This is a genomic window from Tabrizicola caldifontis (genome assembly GCF_004762095.1).
GTDB lineage: Bacteria > Pseudomonadota > Alphaproteobacteria > Rhodobacterales > Rhodobacteraceae > Tabrizicola > Tabrizicola caldifontis.
The window spans coordinates 63,876-80,953 of the sequence record NZ_SIJH01000005.1 but is presented as its reverse complement, the minus strand read 5'-3'; the positions used below and the strand labels follow the sequence as shown (position 1 = coordinate 80,953).

14 protein-coding genes are annotated in these 17,078 nt (G+C 65.3%); 7 read left to right on the top strand and 7 right to left on the bottom strand.

The genetic code is table 11. From position 1 onward, the window contains the following. Positions 1-8: 8 nt before the first annotated feature. Positions 9-2,483 (bottom strand): DUF2793 domain-containing protein, encoded by a 2,475-nt coding sequence (locus EYB42_RS05500; protein ID WP_135448865.1) that lies wholly within the window; start codon positions 2,481-2,483, stop codon positions 9-11. A gap of 165 nt (positions 2,484-2,648) precedes the next feature. Next, positions 2,649-3,542, bottom strand: coding sequence for a DMT family transporter (locus EYB42_RS05495; RefSeq protein ID WP_240783988.1), 894 nt, complete (start codon positions 3,540-3,542; stop codon positions 2,649-2,651). Between the two features lie 138 nt (positions 3,543-3,680). Here EYB42_RS05495 and EYB42_RS05490 point away from each other — a divergent pair, with 138 nt between their 5' ends. The 7 genes from EYB42_RS05490 to pdeM all read left to right on the top strand — a co-directional run bounded on the left by EYB42_RS05490 (position 3,681) and on the right by pdeM (position 12,399). Next, the gene (locus EYB42_RS05490; protein ID WP_135448864.1) at positions 3,681-6,068 is read left to right on the top strand and encodes a ligase-associated DNA damage response DEXH box helicase; all 2,388 of its coding nucleotides are present in this window, start codon (positions 3,681-3,683) and stop codon (positions 6,066-6,068) included. Between the two features lie 449 nt (positions 6,069-6,517). Next, a complete protein-coding gene (locus EYB42_RS05485) occupies positions 6,518-7,537 on the top strand; it encodes a UDP-glucuronic acid decarboxylase family protein (RefSeq protein ID WP_135448863.1) in 1,020 nt (339 codons plus the stop codon). After that, on the top strand, positions 7,534-8,523 hold the full coding sequence (galE, locus tag EYB42_RS05480) for a UDP-glucose 4-epimerase GalE (RefSeq protein ID WP_135448862.1): 990 nt from the start codon (positions 7,534-7,536) through the stop codon (positions 8,521-8,523). Before EYB42_RS05485 ends, galE begins: the two co-directional genes overlap by 4 nt. Next, complete coding sequence (locus tag EYB42_RS05475; protein ID WP_135448861.1) at positions 8,513-10,348, top strand: glycosyltransferase; 1,836 nt, start codon at positions 8,513-8,515, stop codon at positions 10,346-10,348. The genes galE and EYB42_RS05475 overlap by 11 nt, the downstream gene beginning before the upstream one ends. A 12-nt stretch (positions 10,349-10,360) precedes the next feature. Beyond that, complete coding sequence (locus EYB42_RS05470; protein WP_135448860.1) at positions 10,361-11,251, top strand: glycoside hydrolase family 26 protein; 891 nt, start codon at positions 10,361-10,363, stop codon at positions 11,249-11,251. 97 nt (positions 11,252-11,348) lie between these two features. Then, on the top strand, positions 11,349-11,612 hold the full coding sequence (locus EYB42_RS05465; protein ID WP_135448859.1) for a hypothetical protein: 264 nt from the start codon (positions 11,349-11,351) through the stop codon (positions 11,610-11,612). Between the two features lie 142 nt (positions 11,613-11,754). Next, positions 11,755-12,399, top strand: coding sequence for a ligase-associated DNA damage response endonuclease PdeM (gene pdeM, locus EYB42_RS05460; protein ID WP_135448982.1), 645 nt, complete (start codon positions 11,755-11,757; stop codon positions 12,397-12,399). 17 nt (positions 12,400-12,416) lie between these two features. Here the strand turns inward: pdeM and folD are convergent, their stop codons facing one another. The 5 genes from folD to EYB42_RS05435 all read right to left on the bottom strand — a co-directional run bounded on the left by folD (position 12,417) and on the right by EYB42_RS05435 (position 17,071). After that, on the bottom strand, positions 12,417-13,307 hold the full coding sequence (folD, locus tag EYB42_RS05455; RefSeq protein ID WP_135448858.1) for a bifunctional methylenetetrahydrofolate dehydrogenase/methenyltetrahydrofolate cyclohydrolase FolD: 891 nt from the start codon (positions 13,305-13,307) through the stop codon (positions 12,417-12,419). Between the two features lie 14 nt (positions 13,308-13,321). Continuing rightward, positions 13,322-14,200, bottom strand: coding sequence for a bifunctional 5,10-methylenetetrahydrofolate dehydrogenase/5,10-methenyltetrahydrofolate cyclohydrolase (locus EYB42_RS05450; RefSeq protein WP_135448857.1), 879 nt, complete (start codon positions 14,198-14,200; stop codon positions 13,322-13,324). Positions 14,201-14,207: 7 nt separating this feature from the next. Further along, positions 14,208-14,519 (bottom strand): chorismate mutase, encoded by a 312-nt coding sequence (locus EYB42_RS05445; RefSeq protein WP_135448856.1) that lies wholly within the window; start codon positions 14,517-14,519, stop codon positions 14,208-14,210. A gap of 65 nt (positions 14,520-14,584) precedes the next feature. Further along, positions 14,585-16,261 carry a formate--tetrahydrofolate ligase gene (locus tag EYB42_RS05440; RefSeq protein WP_135448855.1) on the bottom strand — a complete coding sequence of 559 codons (1,677 nt, stop codon included), beginning with the start codon at positions 16,259-16,261 and terminating at the stop codon, positions 14,585-14,587. A 225-nt stretch (positions 16,262-16,486) separates the two neighbouring features. Next, positions 16,487-17,071, bottom strand: a complete 585-nt coding sequence (locus EYB42_RS05435; RefSeq protein ID WP_135448854.1) for an MOSC domain-containing protein — start codon at positions 17,069-17,071, stop codon at positions 16,487-16,489. Positions 17,072-17,078: the final 7 nt, after the last annotated feature.

The following is a 17,078-nucleotide window of genomic DNA, read 5'->3' as shown; positions in this document are numbered from 1 at the left end:
CTGCCTCCTCAATAATCCGTCTCGATGTAAAGGCTCATGACTGCCTGGCCGATGACCGACGACACCCCACCCACGCTGATGTAGCTCCACGGTGCGAGAAGCTGAGTCACTGGGGGAAGATCGGTTGTTACAGCACCGGTTGCCTCGGCCCCCGAAACCAGGTCTGTCACCGCGTAGTGCAGGATCTGCGTCGGTCCCGGCGGCGCGAACAACACAATCTCGTAGACGGCGGTCCGGTCCTGGCTTGGTTTCGGAAAGTCCGGGCCCAGGTCGATCTTCGTCGTCGTGCCTGTGGCGTCGTTGTGCAGGAACTGGATGGTCACGTCGGATGAATCGTAACCCATGCCGCACATGTTTGTCAGGGTCGAAGGATCGACGTCGCTAGGCGCGGAAACAGAACCCCGCATCCCGACAAAGGCACGGTGCGCCCCGTTCGCGACACCGGTCGCCGGCCCCCAGCGCCAGACCAGATGAAAGCCGCCCAGCCCAGCCGCCGTGCCACCAAGCCCCCACTGCAAGGCATTCGCCCGCACCCCCGCCACTGCCGTGGTCGAAGCGGTCGTCACCAGCCATTCGTGACGGCGCATGTAGCTATGCAGGTTTGTCGTGCCTACGCTGGCGGCCGTGGCCGTTCCCGCCGCCGCCGTCGCAATCCCCATGTTGGTAAGCGAACCCCCGTTTCCGGGCGGAAGGAATATCCCGATCTTGTTTCGCCCGAAATGCGGGCTGATGGTCGTGTCAAGCCCGCTCGCGCCAACGAAGGCGGGCATGATGCGCCCGCCGATCGATCGTCCGAACAGCTTCACCCCGCCTGGCGCCGGTGCCATCGGAGGCGCAATCGCCGGCAGGGACAGTTCGCTTCCTTCGATCCTGACATTGGCTGCGCCTGCAAACGACCCGCCGTCGTTCCACTGCACTGCCCCTGAACTGCCGCCCGGGCTGCCACCGGCACCACCCGGAGGCGCCGTCCAGGTTCCGTCGGCGCGCAGGAAGTTCGTCGTGCCCCCGCCCGAGGCAGGGACCAGGCCCTTGGTGCCGCTGGTGAAAGTATCCAGCAAGGCTGTCGCCTGCGCGCCGGTCAGATCCTCGGGATCGCCGGGCCCGGCCGAGAAACGGCCCTTGATCGTGCCTGTGGCCATTTCGGCCAGCTTGGCGTTGGTCACGGCATTGGCAGTAATCGTGGTCACCCCGTCTCCTGCGCTGGTCACGTCGCCGCTGTGGTTAGGGTGGGTATAGTTGTTTGCTCCGGTCGCAACACCGTCCAGCTTCGCCTTGTCCGCCGCCGACATGAAGCCTGCCGCGCCGGTCGTGGCCGTCGCGTGCAACGAACCTCCGGCGCGGTTACCGTGCGCCGTGTCGTTGAACCGACCCGCCGGCAATATGCCTGTGGCAAGATCGCTGGCCGAGCCACTGGTCGCCACGGCCGCCAGCCCGGTGATGCTGCTGGCCGGCTGCGTCCCGGTATGCGTGGCCCGGTCGCGCAGGGCCGCGTCGCTGGCATTGGCCGTGGCGCCATCGGCTATGTTCAGGATGCTGCGCGCCTGAACGGGCGTCAGCACCTCTGGCTCACCCTGGCCAGCGCTCGCGCGACCCAGAAAGCTATCGGCCGGGATCCCGGCCAGCTTCGACAGACCGACCGCACCCGCATCTATTGTCCAGACCGTGCCGCTGCCCGACACGGTGATGTCACCCTTGTCGCCATCGGCGATCCCCCCGCCACCAACAGCCACCGGAAGCGTCACCCCGGCCGAGCGAACCTTCACCTCGCCCGTGGACGTGTTCAGCCACAGCGTTCCGTCCGGGGGCGAGGCCGGATCGACCGCCTGCCCACCCAGGTGGAGAGGTTGCGGCAGCGTCACCTCGCCCGAAGCGGCATCCGCCGTCAGCGCCGTTGCCCAGGCGGAGCCGTCCAGACTGACCTTCACGCTGAAATCGTCGCTTCCCGCGGTCCCCATCTCGGCCCGGCCGGAAAAGGCTGTCTGGAACAGAAGACTGCACGTGTCGCCCTCTGCCGCCTTGTTCACCTTCAGCTGATGCCCGGAACCGGCATGGTTCAGCAGCGTCGCCGGGGCGGATACCGCCAGCCGGTTCACCGCATCCGCAGTCGCGGCGACCCCCAGCTGCGTCACTGTCAGCGGCCCATCCGAGGGTGCCTTCCACACCAGCCCGTCAAAGACAGCCGTCTGCCCCTCAGCCAGCACATGCGCCCGCCAACCCGGCAGGGGTTGGGTAAATTGCCAGCCGGTTTCCGAATACAGCGCAATCCGTCCCGCCTGCCCCGCCCAGTCGCCACTTGCCCCCGCCGCAACGATATGCCGGTCCCCCACCGAAGGAAGCTGCGGCGGCACCGTCCTTACCCGGTCGATCACGGCAAGCTGGACGATCAGATCCAGCGCCAAAAGCGCCTCGTTGTGGGTGACATGCTTCTGCGCCTGGGCCGGAAGAATCAGGGGCAGCGACAGGATCGTCGTATCGTCGGGCATTGAAACCTCCGCAGGATCGCCGTGGCCCGCGACCCTAGGAAAGGTTTCTCTACAACTGCTCACCACCCCGCGCGCAGCACCTTGCCCGTGCGCAACACTGGCGGCCCCGCCCCTCACCTCCCCCTCGTGGAGAGGAGAGGGGAAGGCGGGGGGGCTGCGTGCCTCTTACGGCACGGGCTGCGGCGGAATCCGGCCCCGCCGCGCCTCAGCCCAGGTGTTGAGGCTGACCGCCCCCACGATCAGCGCCCCGCCCAGGATCACGAACCCGTCCACCGCCTCGCCGAAAACCAGGGCACCCAGCAATGCCGCCCAAAGGATCTGCAGGAAGGTCACCGGCTGCGTCACCGCCAGCGGCGCTGCCCGGAAGGCCCGCGTCATGGTGTAATGTCCCAGCGTGGCCAGCGCCGCGACGCCCGCCAGCCAGGCCACCTGCACCGCGCTGACCGGCTGCCAGACCCACCAGGCGATCGGCGCCAGCCCCATAGCCACGGTCACCGAAAGCACGGCCACCACCACGCTGGCAGGGGCCATCGCGCTCAGCCGCTTGGCGAAAATGTAGCTAACCGCAAAGCAGACCGTTGCCGCCATTTGCGCCAGATGCCCTGGTGTAACCTCGCGCAGCCCCGGCCGCAGAACGACCAGCGCTCCGGCAAGGGCCACAAGCACCGAAACAATCCGCCCCCTTCCCAGCCCCTCGCCCAGAAGAAGCCCCGCGATGACCAGCACGATCACCGGGTTCAGGAAGCCGATCGCCGCCATTTCGGCCACTGGCACACGCGCCATGGCCCAGAACCAGAAGACCACTGCCGCGACATGCAGCGCGCCGCGCCACAGGAACAGCGGCCAGATGCCGGTGGGCAGCCGTGTCCCACGCATCGCAATCAGCGCGGGCGCCAGGAAGGCCAGCCCGAAGACAAAGCGAATGAAGGCCGACTGCGCCGCCGGCATGTCGGTGCCCAGATGCCGGACAATGCCGTTTACCCCCACGAAGGCCAGACCCGTGGCCAGCATCCACAGCGCCCCCTCAACGGGGCGGCCCAGATCGGTCGTAGCACGCATGGCGCGACCTCACCCGAGCCGAAGGGAAAAGGCAAGATGGTCACTGCGGCGCTCTGCCCGGAGCGCCCGGCCCGACGGCGGGCCAGGGCAGGTCGCAACCGGGTTTCCCTGCACACGATCGCAGTCTATCTCTGCGCCATGCTGACGCTGCCCCCCGCCCTCTCCGACTGGTTCGCCGCCCAGGGCTGGACGCTTCACTCCCACCAGCTTCAGATGGTGGAACAGGCGCACGAGCCTTCCACCCTTCTCATTGCGCCTACGGGCGGCGGCAAGACGCTGGCGGGGTTCCTGCCCACCCTCGCCGAACTGGGGGCCGATCCTCCGGCCGGTATTCACACCCTTTATGTTTCGCCCCTGAAGGCGCTGACCGCCGACATCCGCCGCAACCTGCGCACGCCGATCGAGGGTGCGGGCCTCAGGATCCGGGTCGAGGACCGCACCGGCGATACCGGCTACATCCAGCGCCGCCGCCAGCGTGCCGATCCGCCGCATATCCTGCTGACGACGCCGGAAAGCCTGGCCCTTCTGCTTTCCTACGAGGACGCCCCCCGCATCTTCGCCGGTCTGCAACGGGTGATCGTTGACGAAATTCATGCGCTTGCCGAATCGAAACGCGGCGACCAGCTCGTCCTGCAACTCGCCCGTCTCAAGTCGCTGAATCCGCAGCTTCGCCGCGTAGGGCTTTCCGCCACCGTCGAGAATCCGGCTGCCCTGGCGCGCTTCCTTGCACCCGAAACCACGATCCTGCAGGCTGACCCCGGCCCCGACCCCGACATCTCGATGCTGGAAACCGCAGCCCCCCCGCCGTGGTCGGGCGGCGGCGGCCGTTACGCCATACCCGCGATCCTCGACCAGATCCGGCGCCACCGCACCACGCTGATCTTCCACAACACCCGCGCCCAGGCAGAACTTTTCTTCCACGACCTCTGGCTTTCCAACACGGATGACCTTCCGATCGGCATTCACCACGGCTCGCTTTCCCGCGAAAGCCGCCAGCGTGTAGAACAGGCCATGGCCGCTGGCGCACTGCGCGCCGTCGTGTGCACCGGCTCGCTCGACCTCGGCATCGACTGGGGGGACGTGGACCTGGTTATCCAGGTCGGCGCGCCGAAGAACGTCAAGCGCCTTGTCCAGCGCATCGGCCGCGCCAACCACCGCTACAATGCGCCCTCCAAGGCACTTCTCGTCCCCGCCAACCGCTTCGAGGTGGTGGAATGCCAAGCCGCCCTTGACGCAGTCCGCGCCCGCACCCTGGACGGAGAACCGCGCGGCCCCGGCCCCCGCGACGTCCTCTGCCAGCACATCCTTGCAACCGCCTGCGCCGGCCCCTTCGACGCCGATTCCCTCTATGCCGAGGTCATCTCCACCGGCCCCTATGCCCTTTTGACCAGGGCGGAATTCGACGCTTGTCTCGATTTCGTCGCCACCGGAGGCTATGCGCTGCGGGCCTATGACCGCTGGCAGCGCCTGAAGCAAAGCGGTGGGAAATGGCAGCTGCGCGATCCCCGCGCCGCCGCGGTGATCCGCCAGAATCTTGGCACGATCATCGACATCGAGACGCTGAAGGTCCGCCTGCGCAATCATGGCACTCCCTTGGGCGAGGTCGAGGAATCCTTCGCCGCCACCCTGACCCCCGGCGACACCTTCCTGATCGGCGGCCAGATCGTCCGCTACGAGGGGCTGCGCGAGATGACTGTCGAGGTATCTAAGACACCAGGCCGCGATCCAAGGGTCGCAGTCTTCAACGGCACCAAGTTCGCAACATCCACCCTGCTCGCCGAACGCATCCTGGGCATCTTCCAGCAGGACAGCTGGCCCGATCTGCCCGCCCACACCGCATCGTGGCTGGCCAAGCAGCGCGAGGTCTCGCGCCTGCCCGATCCGCACTCTCTCCTCCTCGAAAGCTTCCCGCACGACGGCCGCGAACATCTGGTGATCTACGGCTTCGCCGGTCGCAACGCCCAGCAGACGCTCGGACTGCTTGTCACGAAACAGATGGAGAGGCAGGGCCTTGCCCCGCTCGGCTTCGTCGCGACCGACTATGCCACGCTGATCTGGGGCCTTGACCCGGTCACCGACCCGGCACCACTGTTCGATCTTGCCACGCTGCGCGACGGCCTGGACAGCTGGCTTGCCGGCAACGCCGTGATGAAGCGCACCTTCCGCGCGACCGCCATCATCGCCGGGCTTATCGAACGCAGCCACCAGGGCCGGCGCAAGACCGGGCGTCAGGCGACCTTCTCCTCCGATATTCTTTATGACACGCTGCGCCGCTACGATCCCGACCACCTCCTTTTGCAGATCACCCGGGAAGAGGCGCTGCGCGGCCTCATCGACTTTTCCCGCATCGAGGCCCTTCTGGCCCGCATCGGCCAGAATATCGACCTCCGCCGTCTTTCCCGCGTCACACCGCTGGCCGCCCCCCTGTTCTTCGAGCCGGGGCGCATTCCCGTTCATGGCGAGGGGCGCGACCGCCTGGCCAGCGCCCAGGCGCAGGCCCTGATGAAGGCTGCGGGCCTAGCCTGACCGATCCGCCTGCCCAAGTCCGGTCAGACCCCTAGGGCCGCCCTCGACACCACGCCTGGCGCCTCCGACTTCATGGCAAGATTGCGGCAAAGAGGTTCTTCGACGTGAAGCGCGCGCTCAGCGATTCGCAAGCTGCTATCGTTTGTGGTGCAGGAAAAAGCCACGTAACTACTTAAGATTGCATAGAGCCTTTCGATAGGCCAGACTTCATGCGAGATATCGCTTGCGGTCGATCGAATGTGTCCAAATGATGTCTAATTATGGCCTAACATTGACAAAAATGGGAATTCCTCGATAGTCGAGGATGCCAGTGAATGCAACGCCAGCAATAGCGCAAATGACGCGGTAAGGCATGGATTTGCATAGCTGCCCGTCCGTCGGGACAGCCGTCATCGACGTATGGTCTTGAATGGTCATTTACATTCGCGGCGATTTGAAGGGGGGGTTCAATGCGTGACTTCTTGGATACACCAGGCCATGGAAAGCGTGGTTTGCCGGGGCAGAAGGTAGTTGTGATCGCCGGCGGTGCCGGCTTTGTCGGATCGGCACTCTGCGCAAGGCTCATTTCTTCCGGCCAGTCAGTGATCTGTGTCGACAATCTCGTGACCGGATCGGCAGACAACATCGCGTCTCTGGCCAAGCATCCCCGCTTCCGCTTCATCCGTCAGGACATCATTTCGCCGCTGGCCATCTCGGGTCCGGTGGACGAAATCTACAACCTCGCCTGCCCGGCATCGCCGCCACGCTATCAGGCGAACCCGATCCACACCTTTCGCACCTCGATCGAGGGATCGCTCAACCTGCTGACCCTGGCCGAGCGCAAGGGCGCGCGGATCCTTCTGGCCTCGACGTCCGAGATCTATGGCGACCCCGAGATCTCGCCGCAGCCCGAAAGCTACAGGGGTTGCGTCAATACCGTCGGACCCAGGGCCTGCTATGACGAAGGCAAACGTGCGGCCGAGACGCTGTTCTGGGAATACGGCGCGCATCGCGGGCTCGAGACGCGGATCGCGCGCATCTTCAACACCTACGGCCCGCAGATGGATCCCGAGGACGGGCGCGTGGTGTCTAACTTCATCGTCCAGTCCCTGCGGGGCCAGCCGTTGACGGTATATGGCGACGGCTCGCAAACCCGCAGCTTCTGCTACGTGGACGATCTGGTGGAAGGGCTGATCCGGCTCATGGCAAGCGACGAGAAAATGCCCGTAAACCTAGGCAATCCCGGAGAGTTCACCATGCTGCAACTGGCCGAGCTGGTCCAGTCCAAGACCGGCCGCCGCACGCCCATCACCTTCCAGCCCCTGCCGCAGGACGACCCGCGCCAGCGCAGGCCCGACATCACCCGCGCCCGCGACGTCCTGGGCTGGGCGCCCACGGTGCCGCTGGACCGGGGCCTTGACAAGACGATCGCCTGGTTCGCCCAGCGCATCGGCGCCCCCATGCCTGGCAAGCCGGTTCTCGTGTCATGACCGCAGGGCCCGCCATCCTGGTCACTGGGGGCGCGGGCTTCATCGGCTCGCACACCTGCAAGGCACTGGCCCGGGCAGGGTTCCTGCCGGTAGCTTTCGACAACCTGTCGACCGGTCACCGCGACGCTGTCCGCTACGGCCCCTTCGTGGCAGGGGACGTGCGCGATGCAGGAGCGGTCGAGGTGGTCCTGCGCCAATACAGGGTGGAAGCCGTCATCCATTTCGCCGCATCGGCCTATGTCGGTGAAAGCATGATGAATCCCGGCCTCTATTACGACAACAATCTGGGCGGCATGATCGGCCTGATCTCGGGCTGTCACGCGGCCGGGCTAGACCGGATCGTCTTTTCCTCAAGCTGCGCCACCTATGGCGTGCCCGACCGGCTGCCTATCGCCGAGACGACGCCGCAGGTGCCGATCAATCCGTATGGTCGCACCAAACTGATCTGCGAACAGATGCTTGCCGACCACGCCGCCGCCCATGGTCTGCGCTATGCCGCGCTGCGCTACTTTAACGCGGCTGGCGCCGACCCCGAAGGCGAGCTGTTTGAACGGCACGAACCGGAAACCCACCTTCTGCCGCTGGCCCTGCGCGCGGCCACCGGGCAGGGGCCGGCACTTCAGGTCTATGGCACCGACTACCCCACGCCAGACGGCACCTGCATCCGCGACTACATCCACGTCTGCGATCTCGCTCGCGCCCATGTTCTGGCGCTGAGGCACCTTCTGGACGGGGGCGAGACGCTGCACCTTAACCTTGGCACCGGACAGGGCCTGTCGATCCGCCAGATCGTCGCCGGGATCGAGGCGATGACCGGTCGGCAGATGCCGGTGATCTGGGCGCCCCGCCGCCCTGGCGACCCGCCTGCTCTGGTCGCCGACCCGTCGGCCGCGCGCGACCGGCTGGGCTTTGTCGCGGAACGGTCGGATCTGACAACGCTTCTGACCGATGCCGCCCTTGTCTACGGGCTGCGCCATGCCGCGTGAGACGACCAACCCCTGGCTTGTCCCGCTTCTGTCGGTGCCCGAGCGCCGATGGCTGCAACTGCTGACTGGCCTGTGGATTGCAGCTGCCCTTTGGTTCTGGATCTGGTGGCTTGACCCCTCTCATGTCGATGGCAGCGCCGGCTGGGTCGGCTGGCTGAAATTCGGGATCGTGTCGCTGCTCATTGGCTGGATCACCTTCCTGCAGGCCTTCTTCCTGGCCTTCGCCCACCGTGCCGTCCGTTCGGCCGCGCCGGACCCGACGCATCTGGGTCTGCGGGTGGCAATGATCGTCACCAAGACCCCTTCCGAGCCCTTCGAGGTGGTGCGCCGCACGCTTGAGGCGATGCTGGCCCAGGACATCCCGCACGACACCTGGCTGGCCGACGAGAACCCCTCGCGCACCACGCTGGCCTGGTGCGCCGCAAGGGGGGTGCGCGTTTCGACAAGGCATGGCGTGAAGGATTATCACCGCCCCACCTGGCCACGCCGCACACGCTGCAAGGAAGGCAACCTCGCCTATTTCTATGATCACTGGGGCTATGCGAACTATGACGTGGTCTGCCAGCTTGACGCCGATCATGTGCCTCAGCCCGGCTATCTGCGCGAGATGCTGCGCCCCTTCGCCGACCCGGAGGTCGGCTATGTTTCGGCCCCGTCGATCTGCTCGTCCAATGCACCGCTGAACTGGGCGGCACGCACCCGACTGCACACCGAAGGCGGATTCCATGGCATCCTTCAGGCGGGCTATTCCAACGGCTTCGCCCCCATGTGCATTGGATCGCACTACGCGGTTCGCACCAAGGCGCTGCGGGAAGTCGGGGGCCTTGGCCCCGAACTGGCCGAGGATCATTCGACCACGATGATCCTGAACGCAGGCGGCTGGAAAGGCGTCCATGCGATCGACGCCATCGCGATCGGCGACGGGCCTGCGACCGTCGCCGACATGGTGACGCAGGAATTCCAGTGGTCGCGCAGTCTGGTCACGTTGCTCTTGCAGCACACGCCGCGCTACCTGCCCAGCCTGCCCCCGCGTCTGCGGGCGCAATTCCTTTTCTGTCAGCTGCTCTATCCCCTGATCGCGCTGACCTTCTGCGCCATGTATCTGCTGCCCATCGTGGCGGTGATCTTCGACATCCGCTATTCGGCGGTCACCTATCCCGATTATTTCGGGCATGTGCTGCCGATGATCTTCGTAATGCTGGCCATCGCATGGAGCTTGCACGGCATGGGCCATTTCCGCCCGGTCGATGCGTCGGTGATCAGCTGGGAGCGCATCCTCTTCCTCGCCCTGCAGTGGCCCTGGGTGCTGTGGGGATGTATCATGGCGATCCGCGACACGGTGACCGGCCGCTTCGTCGATTTCCGCATCACCCCCAAGGGCGAAGCATCGCGCCGCCGGCTGCCCACCGGGGTGCTTCTCGTCTATGCGGCACTTGCGATGGGCTGCATCCTGCCGGTCCTTTTCGGCCCGCGCCTGACCGAGGCGAAGGGCTTCTACCTGCTGACGCTGCTTTCGGGAACGCTCTATGTCTCGGTCGTTCTGGTGACGATCTGGCATCACCTTTCGGAAAACGGCTGGACCTTCTTCGGCACCCGCACGGATGCGGGGCTGCAGATGGCGATGACCGTCCTGCTTGTCGGCCTGACTTTCGCCGCCTATTCTTCACGCGCGGCCGAAGGTGCCTATGGCATCACCCAGGGCCTGGAACGCATCAAGCTGGTGCAGATGCAGACCCGGGTGGCCGGTGCAGGATCGGGGCAGGCCGGACTGGCCGACTATCGTTTCACTTTTGAATTGGTTCGACCCCCGTCGGGCCTCCACTGAGGAGAGACTGCGATGAATGGCACAAGAAAAGTTGCACTGGCCCTGAGTCTCTGCCTGCCCCTCGCCTTGCCAGGCGAGGCAGCACCACCCGGCGACCTGCCCTTCGGCGTCTACGATCCCGATGGGCAATTCCAGGCCGACACGCAGGTGACGATCGAACATGTCTTCCTGCCCTGGGAGGACGTGAACCTGTCCTCGCTTCTGGATGTCGACCAGTATGCCCTGGCCCGCAACCGCGCCCTTCTGATTACCATCGAGCCATGGACGTGGACCCGCAGCGAACGCAACACGGCCAGGTTCCTGCGAGACGGGATCCGGGCGGGATACTACGATGCCAACATGCGTAGCATCTGTTCGGTGATCGGCACGCTGCAAAGCCCAATCTCTGTCCGCTGGGGGCATGAAATGGACTATGACGAAGGCCATTTCATCTGGGCCGGCTGGCGCCCCGAGGACTATATTGCTGCCTACCGCCGCATGATCGACATCTGCCGGGACGAGGCGCCGAACATCAACGTTGTCTGGTCGCCACTGGGGCTGGAAAATGCGACCGAATACTATCCCGGTGACGATTATGTCGACATTGTGGGCATGTCGATCTTCGGACTGGAACCCTGGGAGGAGAAAGTCCTGGGAGGAGCGAAGACGTTCGAGGACTGGCTGACCGAACGCTATGATCGGCTCAAGGGCTTCGGCAAGCCGATCCTTGTGGCCGAGGTGGGCTATTCCGGCCGCGAAGCCTATGTAAACCTTTGGGAAAACCAGGTTCGCCAGACCCGGCCTAACATGCCTCTGCTGATTGGCTCGGTCTATTTCAACCAGCCCGAAGTCTACCCCTGGCGTGATGGCTTCGGACTGCCCGACTGGCGCGTGGACAAGCGCACCCTGCCGGACAATTCCTGAAATCGCCCATTTCCCGACCGATTTGGGCCAGAAAGACCGGCATGAATCCCTTGTTGACGTGCGGCGTTCGCGCCGCACCCATCAGGGGGATCGTGCGATGGCTAGAAAGCGCTTCGGGCTGGTCGCGGTGGCGGCAATAGCGGCATTGTCCGGCATGCCGGTTCTTGCGTCAGAGGACCGTTCCTCGCGTCCGTCCGTCCAGTTCGACTGGTTCGCCAACGCAGCAAGGCCGATTTCGAATGCCGAAGCCATCGCCCGCACCCGCGCGGCGATCATCAAGGCGCGGGGCCTTGCCAGGGGAGCAAGCTGGGTCTGCTCGCCGGCCGGTTCTGGCAAGAAGGCCACCTGCTACAGGGGCTGATTTCGGGCGCATTCCGAGCCCAAATCTGGTCCGGGGTTGTTCGCTTCCACCGTTCAGATTGCGCTGGCGGCTCCGCGCGGTCATTGTCATAGGATGATCCTGATCCCGGGCGTTCGCCCGTGAAACAGGCGTGTCACGACCGATGGTCCCTTGCAGCTTTTGGGGCGAAACCCTGCACCTGATGCCATCAGGGGCCATGTTCTGGCCCGCAAGTGGATTGCTTGCCGTTTCTGACCTGCATCTCGGCAGATCCGAACGCTTTGCACGCCGCAGCGGAGCGCTGTTGCCGCCGTATGAAACGCACGCGACTCTGGAAAAGCTCGACCGAGATATCGACGCCACGGGGGCCAGCACAGTCATCTGCCTTGGCGACAGCTTCGATGACCTTGCCGCCGCCAATGGCCTTGATGACACATACCGTCTCTGGCTTGCCCGGTTGATCGCCGGGCGCACCTGGATCTGGATCACCGGCAACCACGACCCCGGCCCGATCGAACTCGGCGGCTCTCACCGGTCCGAACTCGGTCTGCGGCCCTTCACCTTCCGCCACATTGCCGACCCGGCAGACCGGGCAGAGATATCGGGACACTACCACCCGAAAGCCCAGCTTGCCGGCCAGTGGCGCCCCTGTTTTCTGGTCGACTCGAGCCGGCTTATCCTGCCCGCCTACGGCACCTACACCGGAGGCCTGCGCTGCGATGATCCGGCGCTGGCCACCCTGATGGCGCAGGATGCACTGGCAGTCCTGACGGGCCCGCGCGTCCTTGCCATTCCGATGCCCAGGTAGGTGGCGTGCTGCCCAGCCTAAGCGGTCAGCCCTTCGGGCTCGGCCAGTCCATGCGCCCGGCAGCTGGCAGTCAGCGTGTTGGCCAGAAGGCAGGCAATGGTCATGGGCCCGACACCACCCGGCACCGGGGTGATCGCCCCCGCAACCTCTGCTGCGCTCGTGTAATGCACGTCGCCCACCAGGACACCCTTCCCATCGCGCTCGATCCGGTTGATGCCGACATCGATCACCGTAGCCCCCGGCTTCACCATGTCGCCGGTGATCATCTCTGGCCGGCCTACCGCCGCAACCAGGATGTCGGCGCGGCGGCAGACCTCGGCCAGGTTCTTCGTCCGGCTGTGCGCGATCGTCACTGTGCAGCTGTCACCCAGAAGAAGCTGCGCCATCGGCTTCCCGACGATGTTCGACCGGCCCACCACAACCGCCTCGAGCCCGGCAAGCTTGCCGTGGTGATCCCGCAGCATCATCAGGCATCCCAGTGGTGTGCAGGGCACCATCGCCTTCTGCCCGGTTCCCAGCAGCCCGACATTGGAAATGTGGAACCCGTCCACATCCTTCGCCGGATTGATCCGGTTGATGACCAATTCCGAGTTCAGATGCCCCGGCAGCGGCAGTTGCACCAGAATTCCGTGCACCTTCGGGTCCGCGTTCAACCGGTCGATCAGTGCCAGAAGGTCGGCTTCCGATGTCTCGGCCGGCAGGCGATGCTCGAAGCTTGCCATCCCGACCTCGATCGTCGAGGCATGCTTGTTCCTGACATAGACCTTCGAGGCCGGATCCTCGCCCACCAGCACCACGGCAAGACCTGGCTGGATCCCGTTCTCCTCCTTCAGCCGTGCCACATGTTCCGCGACCTGCGCCCGCACCCGTGCCGCAAAGGCCTTGCCGTCTATCACCCTGGCCGTCATCGCCATCCCTCCCCCTAGACCGCCGCCGCAAAGGCAGTGCGGTAATGTTCCATCTGCAGCTGCGTCGCCAGCACCGCGTTCTTCATCAGGATCGCCACGGTCACCGGCCCCACCCCGCCGGGGACCGGCGTGATCCATCCCGCTACCTCGGCGCAACTGGCAAAATCCGCATCTCCCACAGTGCGGCCGTCAACACGGTTGATGCCTATGTCGATCAGCGCCGCGCCGGGTTTCAGCATCTCGCCGCGCACCAGGCCGGGCTTGCCTACCGCCACAAAGACGGCATCCGCCGCCCGGCTGTGCACCGCGACCTGGCGCGTCATGTGGTGGCAGACCGTGACCGTAGCCCCCAGCCCCATCATCAGGAAGGCGATGGGCTTGCCCACGATTTCGGAATGCCCGATCACGCAGACATCCAGCCCTTCCATCCTCAGCGGCAGGGTCTTCAGGATCTCGACCGCGGCGACTGCGGTGCAAGGGCCCAGCACCAGATCGTTGTACACGATATTGCCGATCGAGGCGGGATGCATACCCTCGACATCCTTCAGGGGATGTACGGCCTTCTGCAACGCCTTCACCGGGATGTGCGAAGGCAGCGGCCGCTGGATGATGATCCCGTTCACCCTCGGATCCGCGTTCAGACCTGCCAGCACGCCCTGCAATTGCTCCAGGCTGATCGTCTCGGGATAGTTCCGCGCCTCGAATCCAACGCCCGAGGCTTCGGCCGACTTCTGCTGGTTGCGGACGTAAAGCTCTGCCGCTGCCACATCGCCGACCGAAATCGACACCAGCCGCGGCGTCCAGCCCAGTGCCGTCAGCCGTGCGGCCTCAGCCCGCGTTTCCTCACGCATTCGGGCCGCAATGGCCTTGCCGTCAATCAGCGTGGCAGGCATCCCGCGCTCATCCCTTCCTCAGACTGTCCGGTCCAAGCTTGCTTTCCTCGCGCGCGATCGACCAGTCGATCAGCCGTCGCCAAAGCTTTTCCACCAGATCGGGCGGCAGCCCGTAGGTGGCAGCATGGCGGCGGACGTTCCGTACCACTTCCTCGACGCGGGCCTCGATCCGGGCAGGCAGGTCGGCCTCTGCCTTGATCTCGGCCGCGCGGTCGATATAGGCCGCCCGCTCTGCAAAGAGCCGGACGATATCCTCGTCCAGCCGGTCGATCTCAGCCCGGATATGGGCCATTGTCGTGCAGTCTGCGGGCTTTCGCATCGTCGTCTCCCTGGGCGAGGCACCCCCGAGATAAGGGGATGCCCCGCCATAGGCAATGCGACCGCTTAGAACAGGCCCTCGACCTGGCCCTGTTCGTTCAGGCGGATCACCTCGGCGCTCGGCACCTTGGGCAGGCCCGGCATGGTCATGATCTCGCCGCAGATCACCACGATGAAGCCCGCGCCGGCCGACAGTCGCACCTCGCGCACTGGGACCGAATGGCCTGTCGGCGCGCCGCGCAGGTTGGGGTCGGTCGAGAAGCTGTATTGCGTCTTGGCCATGCAGATCGGCAGGTGACCATAGCCCGCGGCCTCCCAGGCCTTCAGCTGGTCGCGGATCGACTTGTCGGCCAGCACCTCGTCGGCGTGGTAGATGCGCTTGGCGATGGTCTCGATCTTCTGGAACAGGCCCATCTCGTCGGGATAAAGCGGCGCGAAGGTCGAGGCGCCGCTTTCGGCAAGCTTGACCACGGCGCGCGCCAGATCCTCGATCCCGGCAGAGCCCTGCGCCCAGTGCTTGCACAGAACCGCCTCGGCGCCCTGTTCGGCGACATAGGCCTTCACCGCCGCGATTTCGGCATCCGTGTCGCTGTAGAAGTGGTTGATCGCCACGACGACCGGCACGCCGAAGCTCTTGACGTTGGCGATGTGGCGGCCGAGGTTCGGACAGCCCTTCTTCACTGCCTCGACATTCTCGGCGCCGAGATCGGCCTTGGCCACGCCGCCGTTCATCTTCATCGCGCGGACCGTGGCCACGATCACCGCAGCGGCGGGTTTCAGTCCGGCCTTGCGGCACTTGATGTCAAAGAACTTCTCGGCCCCGAGGTCGGCGCCGAAGCCCGCCTCGGTCACGACGTACTCGCCCAGCTTCAGCGCCGTCTTCGTGGCGATGACGCTGTTGCAGCCATGCGCGATGTTGGCGAAGGGGCCGCCGTGGACGAAGGCGGGGTTGTTTTCCAGCGTCTGCACCAAGTTCGGCTGCATCGCGTCCTTCAGAAGCACCGTCATCGCGCCGTCGGCCTTGAGGTCGCGGCAGTAGATCGGCTTCTTGTCGCGGGTATAGGCCACCACGATGTCGCCCAGACGCTTCTGCAGATCTTCCAGGTCGTTGGCGAGGCACAGGATAGCCATGACTTCCGAGGCGACCGTGATGTCGAACCCGGTCTGACGCGGGAAGCCGTTCGATACCCCGCCGAGGCTGACCACGATGTCGCGCAGCGCGCGGTCGTTCATGTCCATCACCCGGCGCCAGACCACGCGGCGCTCGTCGATGCCAAGTTCGTTGCCCCAGTAGATGTGGTTGTCGATCATGGCCGCCAGCAGGTTGTGGGCCGAGGTGATCGCATGGAAGTCACCCGTGAAGTGAAGGTTCATTTCCTCCATCGGCACGACCTGGGCCATGCCGCCGCCCGCCGCGCCGCCCTTCATCCCGAAGTTCGGGCCCAGGGACGCCTCGCGGATGCAGATCACCGCCTTCTTGCCGATCCGGTTCAGCCCGTCGCCCAGGCCCACCGTGGTCGTGGTCTTGCCCTCACCCGCCGGCGTCGGGTTGATCGCGGTGACGAGGATCAGCTTGCCGTCGGGCTTGCCGGCCAGGCTCTTGATGAACTCCTGGCTGACCTTGGCCTTGTCATGGCCGTAGGGCAACAGATGCTCGGCCGGGATGCCAAGCTTTGCCCCGATCTCCATGATCGGCTTCTTCTTCGCTTCGCGCGCAATTTCGATGTCGGTCTTGAAGGCCATGTCGCGTCTCCCACGGGGCAGGTTGTTCCGTTTGCGACGTGATACCGGGCGAAACGGCGATGCCTAGGCCGGTTTCCGACCTGAAAACCGCGAAATTCGCCCTGACCTGTTTCCCATAAGAAACCACGGCACCAAAGCCGGAAAATTCGGCTGTATCTGCCCATCTTCTGTGCGCAAACATCCCGCCGGGTGTCTGGGGGCTGCGCCCGCCCAGGGCCAGCCGGATCACCCGCGCCAGGGCCTTTGGGCCGGAACGTGCAACCGCAGCTCGTCGCCCAGCCGCAGGATCCCTTCGCGCTCGACCCAGGCCGTCACGCCCCGCTTGCCCGCGGCGGCTGCCTTGAACGCCTTGCCCTGCCCGGGCAATGCCCTGTCGATGGTCACCGCCGGCTCCTGACAAGGCAGGTTCTCCATGTCCACGACCAGCGTCACCCCGTCCGGCCCCTGCAACCGGCTCGACGGCGGGACATGGGTGAAATCCGGGATGCCCTCGACCACCAGAGAGGCGCCGACCCAGGCGTAATCCATCGCGCACAGCCCCATGTCGCGGGCGACCTCGGCCATTTCCTCGGCACTGACCACGCAAAGCTGCCGGACATTCCTGATCTCGGTGCCCTTCGGATGCTGCTTCACGACCCGGCTGCACGACGGCCGCGTCAGACCGGAATGCACCTCGCCCGCAAAGCCCGAGAAACTCAGCGGCATTTCCATCAGCGGCTGTGCGGTGATCACTAGCTTTTCCACCGGCACAGGCTGATAACCCAGCCAGACGACACGGGCCACATGGTCGGTCGGGATCAGGGCAGGCATCGCCTCT